Origin of the sequence: Clostridium senegalense JC122 (assembly GCF_000285575.1) — a bacterium.
Lineage (GTDB): Bacteria > Bacillota > Clostridia > Clostridiales > Clostridiaceae > Clostridium_J > Clostridium_J senegalense.
Window position 1 is genome coordinate 1 of the sequence record NZ_CAEV01000169.1, and the last position, 211, is coordinate 211.

Consider the following 211-nt stretch of genomic DNA (forward strand, 5'->3'; position numbering starts at 1 on the left):
ATAACTACTATAGTTTTTCAGATTGTACAAATGGCAGGTCAGTTTTTAGATTTTCAAGTTTCCTTTTCTATGTCAGCAGTATTTGATCCATTGTCAAATGAGACTGCTACAATATTAGGAAGATTTTTTTATATGCTATGCATGATTGTATTTATATTAATAGATGGACATCATTTAGTTATAGCTTCTTTGGCAGAAAGTTTTAACTTAG

General features: G+C 28.9%; 1 protein-coding gene. It reads left to right on the forward strand.

All coding sequences use genetic code 11. From position 1 onward, the window contains the following. Nucleotides 1-211 (forward strand): flagellar biosynthetic protein FliR (locus tag CSGHG_RS19365; protein ID WP_010291564.1); only part of this gene is annotated, 211 nt, incomplete at both ends.